We start from the raw sequence: 19,512 nt of genomic DNA on the forward strand, positions 1-19,512 counted from the left end.
CGCGAGCATCGTAGGTCATGGTGATCGATTCGCCAGACGGATCGGTCGCTTTCGTCACATTGCCTTTGGCATCGTGCTCGAATGTGGTCGTTTGGCCCAGCGCGTTGGTGATGCGAGTCCGGTTGCCTTTTTCGTCATACGTGTACGTCGTTTGGCCTGCCAACGCATCCTGGACTTCGACCAACTGGTGGTTGGCGTCATGGATGCGTTTTTGCACATGGCCGTTGCGGTCGGTAATCGTCGTCGTGAACAGACCTGCGACTTCGCTGTAAGCAAAGGCTGTGGAGTTGCCCGCCAAACCGTCGGTTTGCTTCGTCACTCGACCTTCGGCGTCATAGGTGTTGGCGAAACGTTCTTTGCCAGCCAACGCACCTGTGACGATCCGGTCGTCCTCGTTGTACGTGTATTCCGTTTGTTGCCCCGCAGGGTCGGTGAGCGTGATCAAGCGTCCGGCTGCATCGTAGGCGAAGCTCGCCGTGCGATCCGCCTGATCGCTGACGGAAGCTACCAGACCCGCAGCGTTGTACGCAAACAGCAGTTTCGCACCCGTTGTCGGTTCGGTCACGGAAGACAGTTTGCCGTCCGTGCCGTATTGCAGGGTCAGCTCGATGCCGCCTGAAGTGTTCATCGCTTGCAAGGCGCCTGCGGCGGTGAATTGATACGTCGTGCCTTCTTCCCGGCTGAGCGTATAGCTGCCGTCGGCATTTTTTTGCAGTCGGTCGTCGCGCGCCGCTTTATCGGTCGACGTGTACGTGCCGTCCGCATTGCGATTGAACGTATTGTAACGGAATGCGCTCCAGTGAACGCGAACCGCATTCTCTTCTGCAAGTTCCTTCAGGCTGATCTCGTAGTTATGGCTCCAGCCTTTGCCTAAGTCCCCGTCGCCTTGCAGCAAGGAATAATACTGGGCTTGGAAAGGAATCTCGACGCTGCCGTATGCGGCAAGCATCGTGTTCGTGATGATCTGCGCGCCCGTCGACGTGTCGATCGGATCGGCGTAGAAGGTCTGCTCGTCGTAATCCGACGGGCTGAGCGAAGCGACTGGTGTTCCCGAAGTCGGCGGAACGGTCGGCTTGGTCGTTTCTTCCCAGCGGAACAATCCGTAAGGGCTGTATACTTCCACGGTTCTGCCGCTTTGGTTTTGAATGATCGCCGTGTTGCCGCCCCCGATCGACAACGGACCGTTGCCGATCTGTTCAGCCTGCTTTTCGATCCAATAGGTGAAAGCGCCGCTGACGTTCAACGTATGGCTCTTATCCGTCACGTTGAACGATTTCAGCAATTTGTCTTTCGCCAGACTATAGATCGACAACGCGTCGCGTTCATGGTCGGCAAAAGTAAAGTTGTCTTTGTTGGCATTTACGATCGTGTTCGCGGTCTGGCGTCCGGTCAGGATCGCATGTCCGCCAGCCGGAACGGCTACGGATGCGCCGGTGCCCAGTCGCTCGTAGTTCGCGGTCGGCTGACCGGAAGCGTCGTAGACAGCCACGTCATACTTGCCGTTAATGCTCAAACGCGCCGCACCGCCCGAGGTGTTGACGGCTTTCATGCTTTCGCCATTCGCCAGCGACTTGACCAGCAGGTCGTCGCCTTGCGTGACGCGGAACGCTTCTGTCGGTGCGAGTACCGTGATCGGAATCGAGTTCGAATTCGTGATCACGAGGCGTTCGGAAGGATTGAAGCCCCGATTTTGATTCACTATACCGCCACTGGAAGAACCAATCAGCGTACCCGATGCGTCATATCGTTCGTAGGAGTGTTTATCGCTGATTTTGACCGAGAAATAACCCGGCGAAATATTGCGCAACGAGTAGCTTTCGCCGACTGCAAGTACTTTAGCGGTAACCGCTTTGCCTTTTGCCGCATCCGCGATATACGCGTCGTAAGAACCGGAAATCGTAACCGGACCGGTCGATGTCGCGGTAAAGACGATACGATCTCCTTTATAGGTCATACGGGTCGAATCCATGTTTACGTTGTATTCTTTGACTTTGCCTTCGTCATCGAACAATGCGTAATCATAGATGCCTTCCGCCTGCAAACGCATATTCGAACGGCCGTCTTGAATGTAAGCCGCTGCCTCGCCCGGATTTAACACTTTCTTAAAGGTTACAGGCGCAGCACGATTCGTGATCTTGAACGCCTCGTACGGACCGTATACCATGTACGGTTGCGTATCGGTGTTCTGTACAGCTATTTTTCCGCCTGTAGGAATGCTCTGGCTCGATGTGAAACCTCTTGAATAATGATCAAAGCTTCCGTCCGCTTCGAACTTGACCATATCGTATGTTCCGCCCATGCGAAGCGAAGACGTAACCGATTCCTGATTGACCGCTTCTACCGTATCGCCAACTTGCAGCGTGCGCTTAATCAACGCCGGATTGGTTCTTGCCGTAATACGGAACGCATCGAACGAACCTTCAATGACCGTAGGCGTAGACGATACGCCGGTTATGGCGATCTTCTCATTCGCTTGCTGCACCTTCGTAGACGGATTCGCATCCAGTCCAATCTGGTCAACCAGACCGGTTGCTAATCGACCGACGTAATCGAAGTTCCCTCCGACAGAATACAGGCTATACGCTTTGCCCTGCGTATTGAGCATATCGACGCTTTGATCCTGATTCAGCGTCTGGCGGAATGTGACCGGATTTGCTCTTGAAGCCACGTTGAACACATCGTAGGCTCCGTAAGCCATTGCCAGATCATTGCTGCGGTTCATGACGGCAAGACGTTCCGTCGAATCGATGGATTGTTTGCTCGCCGCACTGAAATCCCGGCCATATTGAGCCAGCGCTTGATCCGAGAAACGGGCGTAATCGTATGCGGCGGTCATGCTCACATAACCCGAACCGCTGCCGGTATAGGTTACCTCAGCACTTTGGCGCGGAGCCAAGGCATGCTTGAACAAAGCCGGATTGCTTCGAGCTTTCGGCTGGAATACGTCGTAAGGCCCTTCGATGACCAGCGATGTTGCCGCCGTATTGGTGATCGCCATTCGGTTTTGTGCAGGAACCGATTTGGTACTTACCGTAGTGTCCCTCTGCACTTCTACAGGCTGATTGCCTTTGTATTCGGCTAAGTCGTACTGACCTTGAGGCGAAATCGAGAACAGTTTGGTTGCCGTATTCGTAAAGTCGAAACTTTGTCCTTGAGTCAACGTTTGGGTAAACGTGACGGGATTCGAGCGATGCTCAGCCGTATACAACTCGTAAGCTCCGTATACTTCGATCGGCGCTTCATCCGTATTCATGACCGCTACTTTTTGCGCCGCAGTCACGCTGCGGTAGCCGGTAATCGTTTTTCTCGCATAGCTGTCCGGTTTGCCTGCGGAATCGTAGTCCATAAGGTCATGACGACCCGTGAAGTAGATCGATTCCGTAGTGGCAGCTTTGCTGGTGAACTCCGTACTCTGATTGATCGCAAGCTGCTTGATCAGAAGTGCCGGATTCGGACTCGGCTGCACGGTTGTCACGTCGTACGGCGTCAGCAGCACGAACTGCGACGCTCCAGCGTTCGTGATCGTCGTACGTTCGCCGCTGTACAGGATCAACGAACTTAGTCCGCGATCGTGATCCAGCGAACGAAGCGAGCTGTCCGCTTTGTAACTTGCATGATCATAGACGCCGTCCGTATACATATTGAAATTCGACGGACTGGTATTAAATAAATTACTGCTTTGACCCGGATTCAAATAACCCTTGTAAAGGGCTGGTTCCGAACGGTCGGTTATGCTGAACGCATCGATCGGACCCGAGACGGTCATTGCGCTCGTACCACTGTTGGTAACGATCAGCTTTTCGTCTTTGGTCACCGAGTGGGTATCGGCTTTGACCGGATTGTTGAAGCTGTCGACCTTGTTGTCCGCTTGATTGTAAAGGACGTAATGGTGCGCGTTGTCCGCCGCGATGCCGAACGAATAACGCGAAGTGTTAACCGCTCGGAGTGTTTGTCCCGGTCCGAGCGTACGCTTGAACGTGATTGGCTGGGTGCGGTTGGAGAAACGGAAAGCTTCGTAAGGAGCGTAGATCTCGTCGGTAGTGTCGCCAACATTTGTGAAAGCGATCCTTTCTCCGACGCTCAAACGGAAGCTCGTATTCGATTGATAGGTATTGTATTTGGAAATTCCGGTGCCGTCATAAAAAGCATAATCATAACGGCCGTTTGTTCTGAAAGTGGCATAACTATTGGTTAGGTTGTTCGCTTCCAGAGATCCGCCCGGTGCCAAATTATAACGATACAAAGCCGGATTGGCCGAATCGGAGTACTGAGCGAGTTCTTTAGGAACTCTAATCGTAATCGAAGTTGCATTCCGATTGGTGAAAACAGCCAAATGACCGGCGGGTAGGTAATAAGTAGATGCCGAACTATAATCATCATAAGCGTCAACCTCGCCTGTCGTATCGTACTCTGCAAATTCGTACGATCCACCCATTAACAGTTTGATTTGATCACTCGATACATTTTTTGCTTTGAAGCTGGCTCCGGGAGCCAAGATCTTGGTGATCATCGGGGGCTCGACTTGTGTGGTCGCCTCAAAAGCATGATTAGCACCCGATACGGTGATAGGTGTGGACGAGACGTTCGTCATGATGAGTCTCTGCCCAGGTTTCACAAGTTTGCTTGTCAGTTTGCTCGATCCGGAAGAAGCAAGCGAACCGTCTTCGTCATATATAGAGAAATCGTACGTAACTCCGCCATCCATATATACGGAGTAGTTTTTGTCCGATTTATTGGTCGCTTGTAGAGATCCGTTATTGGAAACGGTATATCGAAAATCAACGGGTCCGTAATAATGTTGAAAATAGAAATGTCTAGCAGGTCCAATCACATCAAATGTATAGGTATCCCGATTCGTCATGTAAAACCAGGCATCTTTATCTACTGATTCCGATCCCCCTGAAGAATTTCGAGAAAAACTGCTAGGGCGTGTACGCAAACTCAACGCCATGCATCTTGACCTGCCTTTTCGCCCTCTGCGGCGTCATTTTCCCTTGACGTGCCCCGGCACGCCTTCAGAAAAATTCCTTGCCGAGAACGAAAATTCAGCTCAATCTGCTCCTGGCGGAGTTTGCGTACACGCCCTAGGAACATAACTTCCATTTTTTATTGCTATATTCGAATTCCTTCCGCCCGTACGAATATTATGACTGCGAGTCAAATCGCCATTATGAGTTCTCATGCTATCGCCAGGTTGCAACGTATATCGAGCAAGAGCATCACTGTTTCTCCACGACACATCGAATTCTTTACTCGTGGTCTCAATAGTCATGTCGGTATTGGAGCGATTGGTTACGTCAAGAATATAATCTTTATAAACTTGTTGAGACTTTCTGCCGGAATCTTCGCCATACGAGGATACAGCCTCACTGGCTGTATAACGGGCATATTCATAATTCGCTCCGTCCATATAAACGTAAATCATTGATGTATGCGGATGAGTAACCGTCACGCTTTGTCCGGGACCCAGCGTATACGAAGTCACCCCCGCAGATTCCGCCAACGGAGCTTTCAGTACAAAAAGAGGCAGCAGCAAAATCGCGGCCAGCAAAAATATGCGAATATTCTTCTGAAATCTCATGATTGGCCTCCTTGCGAAACAACTTGCTCAAATGTTCGATCCGCAAATTCTGCTGTCGCCTGACCGTTTGCTTGAAGCAGAACGATCTGCAAATGGACCCGAGCCGTTACTGCACCGGAAGGCGCAATCAAATTCGTGTTATAGGTTTTCCAGTCACTGTCTTGCTTCACATTAATGACGTTATCGTGTCGGATCAAGCGCTGTTGGATATCATAATAATTGACGACAACCTGAACAACGGCATCTCGCATCTGATCTGATTTTAATTGCCCGCGGTAGGTATAGCTGATCCCCTCTTGAACAGGCATATCCCGATAAATATTCGCTCCTCCGGTACGATCCGCATTCAAACTGAGTCGTTGGACCACTACCTCCAACTGAGTATCGCTAACCGCAGGAGTGTCTTCTTCGACTACCGGAGCCTCTTTCGCCGGGGCTGCTTCCTCGACCGCCGGAGCCTCTTCCGCCGGGGCTGCTTCCTCGACTGCCGGAGTCTCTTCCGCCGGGACTTCTTCCTCGACTGCCGGAGTCTCTTCCGCCGGGACTTCTTCCTCGACCGCCGGAGTCTCTTCCGCCGGGGCTGCTTCCTCGACCGCCGGAGTCTCTTCCGCCGGTAATGTGCCCTCTTTTACATCGATGGTGGTTGTCTCGTAGCGAGCAGACATCCCTGTAGTCTGATAAGCCGTCCAACCTTCAATGATATCCTCGCTTTGTACTAAAGACGTTTGTGCAGAAGATGTGTTCGCATTTTCAGAGGACGTAGCGCTTAACAGATTTCCTGCTGAATCGTAGACGTAGTTTGTTGTTTTCCCTTCTTTTTCTGCCGAAGTCACGCGATTAAGATCGTCGTACCGATATTCCGCTGCATATATGGATGAACCTGCTATCGTTATCATAGACAAAGCTAATATAGACGCTGTCGATTTTTTGAGTTTAAAACGCATTTGCTGATTTCCGGCCCTTTTGGTTGATTTTTACACCCACATGTAAGGTTATAATCTCTCGACTAGGGCCACAATAGTTTATTTGTAACTTTTAACCATGTAAAAATACCTAAATTTTCTGTATATCCAGAAATAAGAGCAGTTAAATTCAAATAATAAAGAAGTAAACATACAAAAGCCCTAAATTTACAACAAAAAAGCGCCCTTCTCCCAACTCCCGAGAGAAGCACGCTTTCCTTCTGTCCTACAAAAAGATCAACAACAAAATCCCTACCACGAAACAATAATAAGCAAAATACTTCAAATTCCCTTTCGCCATGATGCCCATGAACCATTTCATCGCGAAATACGTCACGATCAGCGTCGCGACGAAGGCCAGGACGTAAGGCAGCAGCATGCCCGGCGCTTCCGACGTGCTGATGATGTCAGGAAGGCCCAGCACGATCGCGCCGAGGCTGACCGGGATGTACAGCATGAACGAAAATCTCAGCGCCGTATCCTGCTTCATGCCCGTCGCGATCGACGTGATGACCGTCGAGCCGGAACGGCTGACGCCCGGAATCAGCGCGACGGCTTGAGCCAGTCCGACCAGCAGCGCGTCGCGAAACTTCAAGTCGCCGTCCTGCTTGCGTCCGCGCATGTTGCGGATCAGCCACAACGCCACGCCCGTGACCAGCAGCGCGACCGCGACCGTTTTGACCGAGGAAAAGACTTCTTCGATCTGGTCTTTGAACAACAAGCCCACGATAACCGCCGGAATCGTGCCGATCACCACGTACATCGCGAACATGAAGTCGGATTTGTATTTCGCGTCCCGCGTCCGGATATACTGCCAGGTACCGACGATCAATCTGCCGATATCATGCCGGTAAATGAACATGATCGCGATCAGCGATGCCGTATTCGTTAAAATCTCGAACGTGAGTCCCGCTTGATCGACCCCGAGCAGCCGCTGGGCGATAATCAGGTGACCGCTGGACGATACGGGGATCGGCTCGGTCGCGCCTTGAACGATGCCCAAGATCAGATACTTGAGCCACAGCCAGGTTTCTTCCATTGTTCTCCCACTTTCTTCTATGTATGGTTTTGCGTTCTGCGGAATGCCGGATGTCCGGCTTCCGTACACATCTTTTTAATTTACCACGAACGCGCCTGCGTGTGAAATTTGCCTACCGTTCGGCTGTTCGCTTCACGTTTTGGGCGATAGATATCTTATGTAAAAAAGCGGCTTCGCTTGATTGCGCAGCCGCTTTCGGTAAGATTCGGGTCTTGATTACATTCTCTCCAACCCGTTACGCCGTTTCGGACGCGACGGGCTTCGCTTCCGGTCGTCCGAACAGATATCCTTGCGCCAACGAAATGCCCCGGCTGCGGCAGAATTCGTATTCTTCGCGCCGTTCCACGCCTTCCGCAAGCACGACGCCTCCGAACGAAGACGAAATGCTGACGATCTCCTCGATGCGACGCTGCTTATCGGCAGATTCGTCGCAGCGGTCGATCAGGCCTCGGTCGATTTTGACGAAATCCGGACGCAGGTTGGACAGCACTTCCGGCGTCGAAAAGCCCGAACCCACGTCGTCCAGTGCAACGGAGACGCCGCGCGAACGGTAGACGTTGAAGATCCGCTGCAAATGCGGCATATCCATGATCCTTTCGGTCTCCACCACTTCGAACACGAAATCCTGCGGGTCCTGGTCGTAGCGCTGAATCGCCGCGAACGTATGCTTCAGGCAGTAGTCGGGATTGTAAATGGAAGAAGGCAAAAAGTTGATAAAACGTTTTACGCCGCGGGGCAGCACTTCCGCGCTTCGGCGTATGGCCGCGATGCGCGCCGCCCGGTCAAGAAAAGAATGCATGCCGGTTCTGCGCGCCACGTCGAACAATTCGAACGGGTTAAAAGGAGCTTCGCCCGGAGCCGCGCGCAGCAAGAATTCGTAGGCGACGACGTCTTCTTCCTCGTTGACGATCGGCTGAAGGAAACTCGTGAACTTTTCCTGCGTGATGATGTCGACCATGCCCATATTTTGAAACCTTGCGGCGATCTGCGAAAACGGAAGCCAAGGCAGCATCTCCGGCGTATCGCTTTCCCCGCAAATTTTGACTTGAAGCGGATCGGTCCATTCGACGGGCAGGCTGTTCAGCCATTCCGCCATTTCCAAAAATTGTTCTTTGCTCGTATATGAGAAAAAGAGAACGCCGCTTTCGTACCCGTTCCGCCCGGCTTTCCAATTCCGGTCTTCGACCAAACGGTTGAGCATCTCGGTGACGGGACGCAAATAAATGGTTCCCCAATCTTCGATCGGTTTGACCGGCTGACAGCTGCTGCATATATGCTCCATGAAGGAACCCCCTAAAACTTATGATTAACGATTTTCCACTCCGACAAAAACAGTTCGTTTAACCTAGGCAGCAAGCTGTACAATCCTTTCCTATTACCCAGCTACCTCTTTTTAGAATCGGTTCTTTCGACTTAATTTTTAATGATTTTCCTGAATTTAAAAATAATTTTGCACAATCTTCATGAAAAAAAGCTCCGACTCGCCGGTTTGCGGCGGTTCGGAGCTCTTATCGAAACAACATAGGCGAAGCCGGGACTTAACCTTCCCAAACTTCCACTTCATGCTTGCTTTTCGCATATTCGGCGCGCGTAGGCGTAATCTCGATCACCACGTAGTTCGGGTCGTCCGGCCCTTCCAGCCACTGCTCGAACGTATCGTGCCACAGCTTTTTGCGCAGCTCTTCGTCACGCGTGATTTTCGCCGTGCCTTCGATCTGCACTTCGTCCTGCGTGCCGCCTTGTTCGAAGCCGAGCAGCAGCGCCACGTTCGGGTTTGCTTCCAGTTCTTCGACCTTATGCGTTTTGGCGCTGGTGACCAGGTAGACGGTCATTCCTTCATTAAATACCGTCATGTAACGAACCTTCGGACGGCCGCCTTCGACCGTAGCGAAAGATCCGAAGCGGTTGCGTTCCAGCGTTTCCGTGATTTTGCTTTCGAGTTGTTGTTGGTCCATGATGTAAAGCCTCCCGTGTCGTAAAGTTGGAATCCCGTTGTGCATAATAGTAAGTACCCGAATAGATGAAAGTGAACCTTCGAGCGCGGCGAAACCTCTCTTTTCTGGACAGTCTTCTTTTTAAAAGCTATAATGACACCGAAGCAACCCGAAAATTTCATAACCCCCGGGGGGTGTCGGAAGAACGGCCGGCTGAGAGTGTATCCCAACAGATACTGACCCTTATACCTGATCTGGGTAATGCCAGCGTAGGAACGTTTAGCGGAAACGCCTTTTCGACCATATCCCGAGAAGCAGCCGCAGTTGGTATCGACGTTACGCGTCCCGGAATCCGGGACGCTTTTTTGCGTTCCGGCGGGCTTGAAGCAACGGGCAATACGGTTTGAAGGAGACATGAAAGCATGATGGGCACACAAAAGGGGAACAGAAAAAGAATGAAGTGGCTGGCTCCGATCGCGGCGCTGATGCTGGCGGTTACGGCCTGCTCGGGCGGAAACGGCGGAGGCGGGGCAACGTCCGGAACCGGCGGCGAGTCGACGGCGGAGGAAACGGGCAATACGGCGGAACTGCGCGACGTCAGCGTCGTGCTGGACTGGACGCCGAACACCAACCATACCGGCCTTTACGCGGCGGTCGATCAAGGCTTTTACGAAAAAGAAGGCTTGAACGTCAGTATCTTGCAGCCGGGCGCGGGCGGCGCGGATCAGATGGTCGCTTCCGGCGAAGTGCCGTTCGGCATCAGCTATCAGGAAAGCATCACGCAGGCGCGGGTGCAAGGCGTTCCGCTCGTCTCGCTGGCTGCGGTCATTCAACATAATACGTCCGGCTTTGCCGCTCCGACGGATCGCAACATCAAATCGCCGAAAGACTTCGAAGGCAAGCGTTACGGCGGCTGGGGCTCTCCGGTCGAGGAAGCCGTGATGAAGTCGATCATGGATCAGGAAGGCGCGGACGTGTCCAAGGTGGAAAATATCAATATGGGCGACGCCGACTTCTTCACTGCCGTGAAGCGCGATATCGACTTTGCCTGGATCTTCTACGCGTGGACGGGCATCGAAGCGGAACTGCGGAACGAGCCGATCGATATGCTATACGTCAAAGACTATTCCGACAGCCTCGACTACTATACGCCCGTGATCGCCACGAACGAAAAGCAGATCGCGGACGATCCGGAGCTGGTCAGATCCTTCATGAAAGCAACGGCCGAAGGCTACCAATACGCGATCGACCACCCTGCCGAAGCAGCCGATATCCTGATCAAAGCCGTGCCGGATCTCGATCCGGAGCTCGTCAAAGCCAGCCAGGAATGGCTCAGCCCGAAATATCAGGACGACGCGGCGCAGTGGGGCCGGCAAAAGCCCGAAGTGTGGAAAAACTACGGCGAGTGGATGAGTTCGCAGAACCTGCTGGAAGGCGACTTCGACTCTGCGAAAGCTTTCACCAACGACTACTTGCCTGCCGCAGACGGTAAATAAGAGTTTGCGGCGGACGGAGGTCAGTGGATTTTCTCCAGCATTAGACTATCTCTTATAAAAGGAAGGTTGATCATTCATGGCTACGACTCTGCTCAGCATTCAAGTGATTCCGAAAACGCCCAACGGCGAGGATTCGATTCCTTACGTCGACAAAGCGATCGAGGTCATTCAACGCTCCGGCGTCAAATACGAAGTGCATGCGCTGGAAACAACGCTCGAAGGCGAACTGCCCGAACTGCTGGAGATCGTGCGGCAGATGCATGAAGCGTTGACGGAAGCCGGCGCGCCGAGCGTCATTTCCCAGATCAAAATCGCGCATTACCCGAGTCCGGACGGCATCAGCATGGAGCGTCTGACGGCCAAATACCGTCCATGACGCGCTCGACGCTCAATCAATGGTTCCGCTCCGCGTGGCCGCCCTTTGTGGCGGTCCTCTTGTTTTTAACGGCCTGGGAGGCGGCGGTGCGCTTCTTCGGGATCGAGGCATGGATCTTGCCTTCGCCGTCCGTGATCGCGCAGGAAGCGTCCAACAGCGCGTCGTCGCTATGGATGCACACGCTGTCCACGCTTCAATTGACGCTGATCGGCTTCGCGATCGGTTCGACGTTCGGGCTGCTGGTCGCGTGCGCGCTGCATCTGGTCCCGCTGCTCAAGTCGGCCCTCTATCCCCTGCTGATCTTGAGTCAAAACGTTCCGACCATCGCGCTCGCGCCGCTGCTGATGATCTGGTTCGGGTTCGGCCTGCTGCCGAAAATCATCGTGATCACGCTCGTCTGCTTTTTCCCCGTGGCCGTATCGACGATGGACGGCTTCGCGCAAACGGACCGCACCATGCTGAACTATATGCGCATGATCGGAGCGAAACGCACGCAGATTTTCCGCAAATTGGAGTTCCCGCATGCCCTGCCTTCGATGTTCTCCGGCCTGCGCATCGCCGCTACGTACAGCGTCATGGGCGCCGTGATCGCGGAATGGATCGGCGCGCAAAAAGGCATCGGCTACTATATGATTCTGCAAAAATCGGCTTTCCGCACCGATCGGATCTTCGCGGCCATCGTCATTATCGTCGTGCTCAGCCTGCTGCTGTTCCTGCTGGTGACGCTGATTGAGCGGCTGGTCGTTCGGGGAGGACGGCGCGGCGAAAGCTCGGAAGGAGGAGAAAGCAGATGAACGATACCCCCGTTAAGTTGGAACTATCCGACCTGCGCAAATCGTTCGGCAGCAAACGCAAACCGCTGCCGGTGATCGGCGGCGTCTCGCTTCAAGTACGCAAAGGCGAGTTCGTCAGCCTGATCGGACCTTCCGGCTCGGGGAAAAGCACGCTTTTCCACCTGATCGGCGGTCTGCTGAAGCCCGACTCCGGCGAGATCCGGCTGGACGGTCGCGTCATCAACGGCGAGCGCGGCCATATCGGCTATATGCCGCAGCAGCCTGCGCTGTTCCCGTGGCGCAGTATTGAAGACAACGTCGTGCTCGACCGCGAGGTGAACGGCGCTCCGCGCCGCGAATCGCTCGAAGAAGCCAGACGTTGGATGGAACGTGCCGGACTGGCCGGATTCGAAAAAGCGTACCCGCACACGCTGTCCGGCGGCATGCAGCAAAGAGCCGCGTTCGTGCGCTCCCTGCTCAGCCCGCATGAACTGATGTGCCTGGACGAGCCGTTCAGCGCTTTGGATGCTTTTACCCGCAGCGAGATGCAGGCTTGGTTGTTGGACATCTGGGAAGAAACGCGCCGCTCCGTCCTGTTCGTCACGCATCATATCGAAGAAGCTTTGCTGCTGTCCGATACGATCTACGTGCTGTCCGGCCGGCCTTCCGAAGTGATGCGTCGCATCGAGGTTCCTTTCCCGAGACCAAGGCGCGAAGAGATTACGGAAACGCCGGAGTTTCTGTCGCTGCGCCGCGAGCTGACGAATCTAATGAAAGAAGAACAGCGCAAAAGCACCGGAATGCCGAGCGCACGCCAAAACTGAATTTCGCCTAAGGAGGAAAACCGTCCGCCATGCCTGCCGCCGATACGAAATCCGGGAACTACGGATTAGCCGATACCCATATTCATTTGGAAAAATACGAACCGGAACAAATCGCCGCTATGCTTGAAGAGTTCCGGGCTGCCGACGGCGAGTTCGTCGTCGCCGTCTCGATGGACCTCGAATCCGCCCGTCGAACCCGGCAGCTGGCCGAACAATATCCGCATCTTGTTCGCCCGGCCTACGGGTTTCATCCCGAACAGCCGCTACCGTCCGCCGAAGACGAAGACGCACTGTTTGGCTGGATGGAAAAGCAAGCCGCGTTATCCGTCGCATCGCCCGAGTCCAAGCTGTCCTTCTCCCGCATGACCGCCGTCGGCGAAGTCGGACTGCCTTACTACGCCCGGCTCGAAGCTAAAGAACGCGGCGAGACGTTGGACGAAGCCGGATATATCCGTCTACTTGAACGCTTCATCATCTTCGCAGCCAAGCATAACCTTCCCGTCATTCTGCACGCCGTCTACGAAGACGCCGACACCGCTTGCGATCTGCTGGAACGCCATCGCGTCAAGCGCGCCCATTTCCACTGGTTCAAAGGTTCGGAATCGACGGTCAACCGAATGATCGCAAACGGCTATTGCATCTCGTTCACGCCGGATCTCCTTTACGAAGAAGAAATCCGCACGCTGGCCCGCCTTTATCCGACCCATTTGGTCATGACCGAAACCGACGGCCCTTGGCCCTTCGAAGGTCCTTTTGAAGGCCGAACCACCCATCCGTCCATGACCGAAGCGGTATGTCGCGAGTGGGCGAAGCTGCATGGTTTGACGCAACAAGATGCCCGACGCCAATTGATCCAGAACGCTCGGCGGTTTTATGGTCGTCATTCTTTGAAGATTGACTAGAATCCTGTTCGCGAAAGAGCCGAAGTGCGGAGGGAGAAATTCATAGCATATGCTTCCGAAGTGCATTTCTTCGAAATGCTTCACAAGTCGCTGTCTCACCCGGAAAGTTGAATTGGATTTGAATAAGGATATTTCCGGGTTCAAAGGCCAACACTCCAAGTGTGTTACCGTAGGTTTTCTTTGAAAACCTATATTTCACTGAATTTCTCCCTCCGCTTACCATTCTTTCGGAACACAACTACAAATTCGTACAAAAAAGACGATTCCGTCTACAAAACGGAATCGTCTTTTTTACAAGCTAACAGCAGGCACTCCCTGCTAGGCTTTTAAGAAAAATGCACGTGCAAAAACAAACCTGCATTTTAAATTGCTATTTGCAGCCTGTCCTTAACCTTGCCCTTTCCTACCTACCCCCAAGCAGAAAGTGACGTAGGGGCGGAGGGAGGTGTCGTGTAGAAACGAAGTGTTCGCCTTTGAAATTGGAAAATCAACCTTTTAATAAGATGATAAAAATTTTCCAATTTCAACACGCGATCGAAACGACACCTCCCGCAGCCCCCGCTCCTACTAAACTTTCTCCAATACCCCTTTAACCAGTCCAACGAAGTTCTCGCGAACGCGCGCCGCGACTTCGATAACTTCTTCGTGGTTGAGCGGTTGGTCAAGAATGCCGCAGGCCATGTTGGTCAGGCAGGAAATGCCCAGCACCTTCATGCCGCCGTGTACGGCTACGATAGCTTCCGGAACGGTCGACATGCCCACCGCGTCGCCGCCGAGCGTTCGAATCATGCGGATTTCCGCAGGCGTCTCGTAAGCGGGACCCGTCCACCACGTGTATACGCCTTGTTGAAGGCCGATGCCTTGTTCTTTTGCGACTTCTTGCGCCAGTGCGCGCAGTTCGGGATTGTACACCTGCGACATGTCCGGGAAACGAACGCCCAGTTCGTCGTTGTTCGGTCCGATCAGCGGGTTGTTGGCAACCAGGTTGATGTGATCGGTAATGAGCATCAGATCGCCCGGATTGAAGCTTGTATTGACCGCGCCGCAAGCGTTGGTCACGATCACAGTCTCCACGCCGAGGGCCTTCATCACGCGAACCGGGAACGTAACTTCCGGCAGCGTATAGCCTTCGTAGTAGTGGAAACGGCCTTTCATCGCGACAACGGTTTTGCCTTTCAATTGTCCGATCACCAGCTCGTTGGCGTGGCCGACCGCTTCCGACTTGGCAAAGTACGGGATTTCGGCATATGGAATCACGACCGCGTTTTCGATCTCGTCCGCAAGCGTACCCAGACCCGATCCCAGAATCAGGCCGATGGTCGGTTGGTGCTGCGTTTTACCCGTGATAAAGTCGCGGGCTTCCAAAATTTCTTGTGTTTTTTGCATGATGAATCCTCCTTGGATGGTGACTTCACGAACGACGTGCCGCTGCAAGGCTTCGACGAATACGAATCCCGCCAAGCGGCTCGCCCAGGGCGTGTACGCAAACCTCTGAAAACCGAAAAGATTTTTAGCGGGTTTGCGTACACGCCCTCAACCAGTTTACCGGGAGAAGCGTTGCGTGTAAACTGCGGCTTCTCCCGCTTGCTCCATACTTGTCTTCAATGAAATTTTTCTAATCAAGATTTCATATTCTGCCTGCTGGAGATCGGGTAAAATTCAAGCAAGGATATACGTGCAAGCCGCACCCGAGACGAAACGCGGCAGCCCGACGCCCCGTATACCTTTCATCGCCGGAGCATCTATCGGATGCGGCGCTCACACCCAAGGAGGAAAATGATATGTTCAAAAAAATTGTAGATAAAATTGTCCATTCCGCGTCAAGTTCCAGCCACAAACGAGGGTCGAGCAGCCATCGAAGCCGCCGTTACCGCGGCTCCAGCAGCGATCGCCCCAGATACTCGCGCTCCTCGTCTTCCAACCATAAACACGGCGGATACGGACGTCACGGTCATTCCTACTATAAAAGAAAATCCGGAAGCTCCAGTTGATCCGCAGCAGCAGCGGCAGCTTGTACGCCGGCAGCGCAAACAGGCCGTTCTCCTCGTCGCAATGACGAAGGGAACGGCCTGTTCGTGCGTGCAAACATGAACGATCAATCGTTACGAAGGACATCTAGGCTCTCACTAATCGCCTTCTGCGCTTCGTCCGTGTCCGCAAAAGGCGTATCCAAGCGCAGCAAACGGCGCAGCAGCCCTTTCGTCCGTGCCGATAAATCCAATTCGTCCTCCCATGAAGGCTCGCCCGATTCCGGCAGCGGCACAGGCATGCTTTTACCTGCCGCAAAAGCCGCTCCCCGACCACGCGGATACGAGACCGAATGCGAGCTCGGCGAGTGTTGCAGGAGCTTTGAAGCAGGAGAAATCCCTTCGCCCGGCGGCGCATACCCGGAGTACAGCATATAAAGCAGCAAATGCCCCGCGTCCTCCAGATCCGAGTAGATTCGGGCCGGCATCCGTCCTTCAATCAAAGAACCGTCAGGCGCCTTGACCTCATCTTCGCCGATTCGACGCGCCAGTCCGAAATCGATCAGATGAATGCCCTTTTCGTCCATCATCACATTAGGGATGCGGATATCGAGGTGAACGTAGCCGCGGGCATGCACATAGCCGATCAAATCCAGCAGTTCCAGCGCCCAACGCAAGCAATCCGCTTCGTCGAACACTCGCTTTTCCTCGAAAATCAGATCTTCCAGCGTTCGCCCCCGTATATAATCCGCCGCCAGCCAGTCTCTTTTTCGATATGTAAAAAAGTCTTTGCAGCGCGGAATGGACGGATGTTCCATCGCCAGCAGCGCATCGCGTTCCCGCCTCAGCAGCAGCCCCGCCAAGCGGCGCCGACTCGGCTTGGCCTGCTTCAGCGCTACCTCCTGGCCGTCCTGCCGATCGATGCAGCGATAGCTCAGACCGTAACTGCCCATGCCGAGCAGCTCGGCTACTTCGTAACGCTCGCCGATCCGTTGACCGGGTTGCACCGGATAATCGCGCCAGGCGCGGATGAATTCTTTGATGGATTGAAGCATCCTGCACTCCTTCATGCGGCTGTGCCGATTGTGATCGAACCCGGCACCTCCGCTTCATATGCTGCTTATTGTTTATTAAAGCCTTTGTTCTCCAAAAACGAACGCAGTTGCAAGCGCGACGGGTTCGTTAATTTGGCGGCCATTTGCTCCGACCATGAAGATGTTCGCTGGCCGTTCGTGCGCGCCGTGATATAACGGACCGACGTCTCGTCGTAAGCCTGTACGCCGCGCTCGTTTTGTTCAACATGGTAACCGTTCATATGCAATACGGCTTCCTGCGGAAGGCGCGGGCGCAGGCCGGCACCATGGTTCGGGTCCGGATAGCCCACGCACATCCCGAAGACCGGATAGACGTAGTCCGGCAGGCCGAGCAGATCCGAGACCGTTTCGATCTGACTGCGAATGCCGCCGATATACACGATGCCCAGTCCCAGCGATTCCGCAGCCACGGCCGCGTTTTGTGACGCCAGCGCCACATCGACCGTTGCGACGACAAAGTTTTCGACGGCTCCCTCGTAGGAAGCTGCGACCGGTTGATGCGTCTCGGCTGCTTTTTTCAATCGGGAGAGGTCTGCGCACCACACCAGGAATACCGGACACTCCTGAATATAGGCCTGATTTCCCGCGCATTCGGACAGCTTATTTTTCAAGTCGGGATCGGTAACCGCCACAACGCTGTACGCCTGAACGTTGCTGGAGCTGGACGCCATTTGCCCGGCAGCCACAATCGCTTCAAGCTGCTCCTGCGAAACGGGCTGATCCGTATATTTGCGAACGGAGCGGTGATTCATCAACAGGGAGATCGTATCGTTCATCGAAATGCCTTCTTTCCGTATGGAATCTGCAAAACCTCGGTACGAACTTTTGCTTGGCGCATGTTCGCGTCGTTTCTATTATGAAACCCCGATGCGGTCCTTGCAAGAGATGCCAGATCGCATATCTGTCCCTCTGCTTCCGAAACGCAAAAAAGGCTCCGACTTCAAGCATGAATCCCGTTTCGGATCGATGCTTGCGACGGAACCTTTTCTGCCTTCTCCGATTCTTATTCGCCATACCCAAAGTAAATGCCACGCTCCTTCTTCTCCGATAACGGCTTATTAGAAAGCGCATTCATAAAATCAGGCCTGAATGAATCATGGCTGGGGTCGTAGTCTAACGGTTCAAGCGACGCATGTTCACTGCTTGGCTCATCCGTTTCCCGAACGAGCATTCCCGAAGGATCGCGCAATGCCTGAATGAGCGCGAAAGCGGCGGTAAACGGCAAATGTTGCTGGACTGCCCGGCGGCTTCTGCTCATTCCTTTTCCTCCTCACGTGATCTTAAGCGACATCATGGTTGAGCTTTTTGTATATTTAACGTTTGTTGCAGGCTTTGACTCACGCTTTATGGAAATTACAGGGTAAAAATTTAAAAACGCTGACACATGTTCGTCAAAAAGAGATTCGGTATTACGGTTAAGGAAGTAGGCATCACCTTGTGAAAGCCTATCCCTCTACCCACGGATTGCGCACCTCGCGGAAAGCTTCGACCGACTTGGTGAGTGTGCCGCCGTTTTGTTCAAGCACCCTTGTATAATTGCGTAGCAGCTTGGTGAATGGAGACTGGCTGTTGGTTCGGATTTGCTTCTGATACGCCGCTTTCGCTTCAGGATCGATCTTGCGCGTCTCGTAATCGAACAGAGGCACGTTATCCGTACCGTACAGCACGATATACAGCGATTGATCGTACATCTGCTGCACGACGGCCGTTTCCGGCGTCTTCGGGTAGCTTGCCAAATAGAGGCTTTGGCGTTCGGCTCTCTCCGTCAGTTCTTCCCAGCTTACGATCAGTCCCGCATCCTTGGTCAGTTCGCTGATCGTTTCGTCCGAACGAATCTTGAGATAATCGGCGTAACGGTCGGTCGTTCGCGAGGCTTGCTTCATGTAACGCAAATAATCGATTTTCGGGAAAAAGTAGCCTTCGGTCGAGTCGAGCACGTAGCCGTTGTTCTCGATCTCCGCCAGCAGCTTATCCGCTTGAGCGTTGCCCGTGCGCGTTCCTTTTTTCCAATCGCCGTAAATGCCGTCCGTGTTCATGAGCGCATCCTGAATCGGCTCTCGGCTCAATGCTTCTTCCAAGCCCGGCAAACGCTTATTCTGTACCGCCTCCAGACGGCGCAGCCAGACGGTCACGGATGTCGGGGATGAAGATGTCGCGTTTTTTTCGATATAATTCCACATTCCGGACACGTCGCTTTTGGCGGATGCGGCATTGAAACCGGAAGGCGCAGCCGCAGCTTCAACGCGTTCTGCCGGCAGAATCGAACCGGTCAGAGCGGTCATCAGCGCCATGGCAGCCAAGGCCGGGATTTTTTTGCGGGTACGATTTTTCGCTTCGTTCATCAAAAGCCCTCCTCGGAATATGAACCACTGTGCAAACGAGTTTCATGTAAACGAATTCAAGATCTTTTGCCTATATACGCGCCAATTCGAAAATGGACTCGGAAATTCGAAAATTTTATGCGAAATACGAAAATAGAGATAACAAAAAGCGACGTTAGGAGCTAAAACTCTTCACGTCGCCCGCTTACTTGTATTCCCCTGTCAACACTAAAGGCAAGGTTA

General features: G+C 53.5%; 16 protein-coding genes and 1 riboswitch. Of the genes, 5 read left to right on the forward strand and 11 right to left on the reverse strand.

What is annotated here, in order from left to right; genetic code table 11:
* From SACSAC_RS08040 to SACSAC_RS08065, 6 genes are all read right to left on the reverse strand, one after another.
* Positions 1 to 4,510: RHS repeat domain-containing protein (locus tag SACSAC_RS08040; RefSeq protein ID WP_245608605.1), on the reverse strand; the 4,510-nt coding region annotated here is incomplete at its 3' end.
* A 540-nt stretch (positions 4,511 to 5,050) separates the two neighbouring features.
* Positions 5,051 to 5,581 (reverse strand): hypothetical protein, encoded by a 531-nt coding sequence (locus SACSAC_RS08045; protein WP_037285185.1) that lies wholly within the window; start codon positions 5,579 to 5,581, stop codon positions 5,051 to 5,053.
* Positions 5,578 to 6,414 carry a hypothetical protein gene (locus SACSAC_RS08050; RefSeq protein WP_169833759.1) on the reverse strand — a complete coding sequence of 279 codons (837 nt, stop codon included), beginning with the start codon at positions 6,412 to 6,414 and terminating at the stop codon, positions 5,578 to 5,580. The genes SACSAC_RS08045 and SACSAC_RS08050 overlap by 4 nt, the downstream gene beginning before the upstream one ends.
* A 355-nt stretch (positions 6,415 to 6,769) precedes the next feature.
* Positions 6,770 to 7,582, reverse strand: coding sequence for an undecaprenyl-diphosphate phosphatase (locus SACSAC_RS08055; protein WP_037285189.1), 813 nt, complete (start codon positions 7,580 to 7,582; stop codon positions 6,770 to 6,772).
* A gap of 235 nt (positions 7,583 to 7,817) precedes the next feature.
* Positions 7,818 to 8,864 carry an EAL domain-containing protein gene (locus SACSAC_RS08060; RefSeq protein ID WP_037285191.1) on the reverse strand — a complete coding sequence of 349 codons (1,047 nt, stop codon included), beginning with the start codon at positions 8,862 to 8,864 and terminating at the stop codon, positions 7,818 to 7,820.
* Positions 8,865 to 9,120: 256 nt separating this feature from the next.
* On the reverse strand, positions 9,121 to 9,537 hold the full coding sequence (locus SACSAC_RS08065; protein WP_037285194.1) for a pyridoxamine 5'-phosphate oxidase family protein: 417 nt from the start codon (positions 9,535 to 9,537) through the stop codon (positions 9,121 to 9,123).
* A 159-nt stretch (positions 9,538 to 9,696) separates the two neighbouring features.
* Positions 9,697 to 9,809, forward strand: a riboswitch (TPP riboswitch).
* Positions 9,810 to 9,971: 162 nt separating this feature from the next.
* Here SACSAC_RS08065 and SACSAC_RS08070 point away from each other — a divergent pair.
* From SACSAC_RS08070 to SACSAC_RS08090, 5 genes are all read left to right on the forward strand, one after another.
* The gene (locus SACSAC_RS08070) at positions 9,972 to 11,012 is read left to right on the forward strand and encodes an ABC transporter substrate-binding protein (RefSeq protein ID WP_245608606.1); all 1,041 of its coding nucleotides are present in this window, start codon (positions 9,972 to 9,974) and stop codon (positions 11,010 to 11,012) included.
* Positions 11,013 to 11,088: 76 nt separating this feature from the next.
* Entirely contained in the window at positions 11,089 to 11,388 is a 300-nt protein-coding gene (locus SACSAC_RS08075; RefSeq protein ID WP_037285198.1) for a thiamine-binding protein, read from the forward strand.
* Positions 11,385 to 12,182, forward strand: a complete 798-nt coding sequence (locus tag SACSAC_RS08080; RefSeq protein ID WP_037285200.1) for an ABC transporter permease — start codon at positions 11,385 to 11,387, stop codon at positions 12,180 to 12,182. The genes SACSAC_RS08075 and SACSAC_RS08080 overlap by 4 nt, the downstream gene beginning before the upstream one ends.
* Positions 12,179 to 12,985, forward strand: a complete 807-nt coding sequence (locus SACSAC_RS08085; RefSeq protein WP_037285202.1) for an ABC transporter ATP-binding protein — start codon at positions 12,179 to 12,181, stop codon at positions 12,983 to 12,985. The genes SACSAC_RS08080 and SACSAC_RS08085 overlap by 4 nt, the downstream gene beginning before the upstream one ends.
* 29 nt (positions 12,986 to 13,014) lie before the next feature.
* Complete coding sequence (locus SACSAC_RS08090) at positions 13,015 to 13,887, forward strand: TatD family hydrolase (RefSeq protein ID WP_037285204.1); 873 nt, start codon at positions 13,015 to 13,017, stop codon at positions 13,885 to 13,887.
* Positions 13,888 to 14,454: 567 nt separating this feature from the next.
* Here the strand turns inward: SACSAC_RS08090 and SACSAC_RS08095 are convergent.
* The 5 genes from SACSAC_RS08095 to SACSAC_RS08120 all read right to left on the reverse strand — a co-directional run bounded on the left by SACSAC_RS08095 (position 14,455) and on the right by SACSAC_RS08120 (position 19,290).
* Positions 14,455 to 15,273: a purine-nucleoside phosphorylase gene (locus SACSAC_RS08095; RefSeq protein WP_037285206.1), complete on the reverse strand. Its 819-nt coding sequence runs from the start codon at positions 15,271 to 15,273 to the stop codon at positions 14,455 to 14,457.
* Positions 15,274 to 15,982: 709 nt separating this feature from the next.
* Complete coding sequence (locus tag SACSAC_RS08105; protein WP_051506965.1) at positions 15,983 to 16,909, reverse strand: serine/threonine protein kinase; 927 nt, start codon at positions 16,907 to 16,909, stop codon at positions 15,983 to 15,985.
* Between the two features lie 65 nt (positions 16,910 to 16,974).
* The gene (gene nfsA / locus SACSAC_RS08110) at positions 16,975 to 17,724 is read right to left on the reverse strand and encodes an oxygen-insensitive NADPH nitroreductase (protein ID WP_037285210.1); all 750 of its coding nucleotides are present in this window, start codon (positions 17,722 to 17,724) and stop codon (positions 16,975 to 16,977) included.
* 227 nt (positions 17,725 to 17,951) lie between these two features.
* Positions 17,952 to 18,206, reverse strand: coding sequence for a hypothetical protein (locus SACSAC_RS08115; RefSeq protein WP_037285212.1), 255 nt, complete (start codon positions 18,204 to 18,206; stop codon positions 17,952 to 17,954).
* Between the two features lie 187 nt (positions 18,207 to 18,393).
* Entirely contained in the window at positions 18,394 to 19,290 is an 897-nt protein-coding gene (locus SACSAC_RS08120; protein WP_037285214.1) for a hypothetical protein, read from the reverse strand.
* Positions 19,291 to 19,512: the final 222 nt, after the last annotated feature.

The organism is Saccharibacillus sacchari DSM 19268 (assembly GCF_000585395.1).
Taxonomy (GTDB): Bacteria; Bacillota; Bacilli; order Paenibacillales; family Paenibacillaceae; genus Saccharibacillus; species Saccharibacillus sacchari.